This is a genomic window from Streptomyces sp. HSW2009 (assembly GCF_040240285.1).
In the GTDB taxonomy this organism is placed as follows: Bacteria; Actinomycetota; Actinomycetes; order Streptomycetales; family Streptomycetaceae; genus Streptomyces.
On the sequence record NZ_JBEHZD010000832.1, the window covers coordinates 1 to 2,416 of the forward strand.

2 protein-coding genes are annotated in these 2,416 nt (G+C 75.6%); both read right to left on the minus strand.

Annotated features, from left to right (window positions below; all coding sequences use genetic code 11):
* Window positions 1–1,002: 1,002 nt before the first annotated feature.
* Complete coding sequence (locus AAHZ94_RS32700) at window positions 1,003–1,524, minus strand: universal stress protein (protein ID WP_349997335.1); 522 nt, start codon at window positions 1,522–1,524, stop codon at window positions 1,003–1,005.
* Between the two features lie 314 nt (window positions 1,525–1,838).
* Window positions 1,839–2,069, minus strand: a complete 231-nt coding sequence (locus AAHZ94_RS32705; protein WP_349997336.1) for a hypothetical protein — start codon at window positions 2,067–2,069, stop codon at window positions 1,839–1,841.
* Window positions 2,070–2,416 lie beyond the last annotated feature (347 nt).

A 2,416-nucleotide genomic window follows, 5' to 3' on the forward strand; every position in this document is an offset into this window, starting at 1 on the left:
GGGGGGGGGGGGGGGCGGGGGCGGGGGGGGCGGGCGCGCGCGCGCCCCGCCCCCCCCGCCCCCCCCCCCCCCCCCCCCCCCCCCCCCCCCCCCCCCCCCCCCCCCCTCCCGGTGCCGACGTCGCCCTCACGTCGGCGTGCAGCCACCCACCCGAGAACCGTCACTCCCGGCCGGCGGCGCGTCTGGCCCCCCGCTGCGTGGCGGTGCGCCACGTGTGGGGTGTGTACCCCTCACAAACGCACAATCCACCTGACGGCGGTGAAGAACTCATGCCCCGTCAACCCTTCTCCGCGCCCGGCCCCTTCCGTCGCCGCGCCCGGCCGCGTCCACTGCTGTGCCCGTCGCCCCGTACGCCGCCGCTCCGGCAGCCGCTGCCGCCCGCCCCGTCCGCACCCGCATTCCGCCGCCATGATCGATAGCAGTTGCGAACACGGCGACGGCGGGAGGCGGCGGGGACCGGGACGGCGGAGTGCGGGCGCGCGCCGCCCGGTGGGGCGGCCGGCAGGTGCGGCGGGGCGCCGCGCGGGTGGTGTGCTCGGGGGCCGGGAGTACGCGGGCGCGCGGGCCGTGCGGCGGGACGCCGGCACGTGCCACCGGGCAACCGGAGCCGGCGCCGCGGTCGCTCGGGGCATCCGCCCGCGTGCCGATCGGGGTCCCAGATGCACGGGCGGGATGGCGTAAATCCGTAGGGCCAACCGGGGGACCCCGCGCGGCCATCCGTCGCATCGAGGTCGGCGAAGATGTCCGGAAGGCGACCCACGTCCACGGGGGCCGCCCACCGGTCGCGTACGCGCGCGGGCCACGGGCGATGACCCGCTGGAGGATCGATGGGGAGCCGCCCGCGGACCGATCAGAGACCGTCCGTGGGTCGATCAAGGACCGTCCGCGGGTCGATCGGGGGCCGCTCATTGGATCGACCGAGAGCCGCCCGCGGGGCCACAGGGGGCGCCCGCAGGGGCCACCAGGACCACTCCGGGAGCGATCGATCGGGGTCGGATCGGGCTAGGGGATGACGACTACCGGGCGCTGCGCGCGGCGCGCGAGCCGGCCGGCGACGGAGCCGAAGATGCGGCCCACCAGGCCGTGCGTGGAGCCCACGACGATGGCGTCGGCCGCGTACTCCCGACCGACCTCCTCCAGTTCGTGGCAGATGTCGCCGCCACGCTCGACCAGAATCCACGGCACCTCGGCGAGGTGGTCCGCGCAGGCGAGTTCGAGGCCGAGCACCTCGGTGCGGTGGTCGGGTACGTCGACGAAGACGGGGGGTTCGCAGCCGGCCCACACCGTCGTGGGCAGGCGGTTGGCGACGTGCACGATGATCAGCCCGGAGCCGGAGCGGCGGGCCATGCCGATGGCGTAGGCGAGCGCCCGCTCGCTGGACATCGAGCCGTCGAAGCCGACCACCACACCGTGCTGGAACGCCGGATCGCAGGGATGACGCGTCTCTTCCGCCGCTTCGGGGTGCGCCGTCGAGTCGGCGACCCGCTTGCGGTCCGCGGGTTCGGGGATTTCGTAACCGGCCATCTGTTGTCTCGGCGAAGAAAGTCCTGTTGCACAGGGGTTCGGCGGGGGCTACTTGCGGTGGGCGGCAAAGTGTGGAAGTGGGACGACGCTACCGGACCGAATTCGTCCGGGATTCACCTTTCCACCCCCATACCCCCAAGGGTACGGCTCCGCTCCACGCCTGCCCAGGGACCACCCCGGGCGCGAGGTAGCCGTGGCGGGCTTCATCGGAGCATGCCGGAGGGGCGCGCCGAGCGCAATGCCCCAAGTGGCCCCCCGGCGTACGCCGTGCAGTGACCCGACGGCAAACAAGGCGTTGTAGTACCCACCGGCCGTCACCCGGAGGGATTCCCGCCCAGGAGGGAAGAGTTCGTGCCCCGACTCAGCGAACACACCCCGCCGGGCCGCCCCGCCGCGCCGGGCACGAGGGTCACGGCGCCGGGCACGAGGCGCGCCACGCTGAGTACGAGGGACGCCACGTCCAGTACGAGCACGTCCAGTACGAGAGGGGCCGCGTCCGGTACGGAGGACGCCATGTCCGGTACGAGGGGCTCTGCGCCCGACACGAGGGGCTCTACGCCCGGCACGAGGGCTGCGGCGCCCCCACCCTCCCTGGGCACCACGTCCGTGACTCCCGCCCCCTCCGTCGGCACCTTCCCTCCGAGCACGACCGCCCCAACTGCCCCAACTGCCCCGAAGGCGCTCCCCACCGGCCGCACCGCGCGCATCGCCCCGCCGCTGCGTACCGCCTCCGCCCCGCGCACCCCTCCCCCATCCGGTCCGCCGCCCGGCAACGCGTCCCCACCGACCGGCCCGCCCCCCCCCGGCCCCCGCCCCCCCCGCGCGTATTAACCAAGCCCCCCCCCCCCGCCCGCCGCCCGGAGGGGGGGGGGGGGGGGGGGTGGGGAAAAAA

Coding starts and splice junctions, on each gene's coding strand:
- AAHZ94_RS32700 (WP_349997335.1), bottom strand. CDS start 1,524: ATGGCCGGTTACGAAATCCCCGAACCCGCGGACCGCAAGCGGGTCGCC.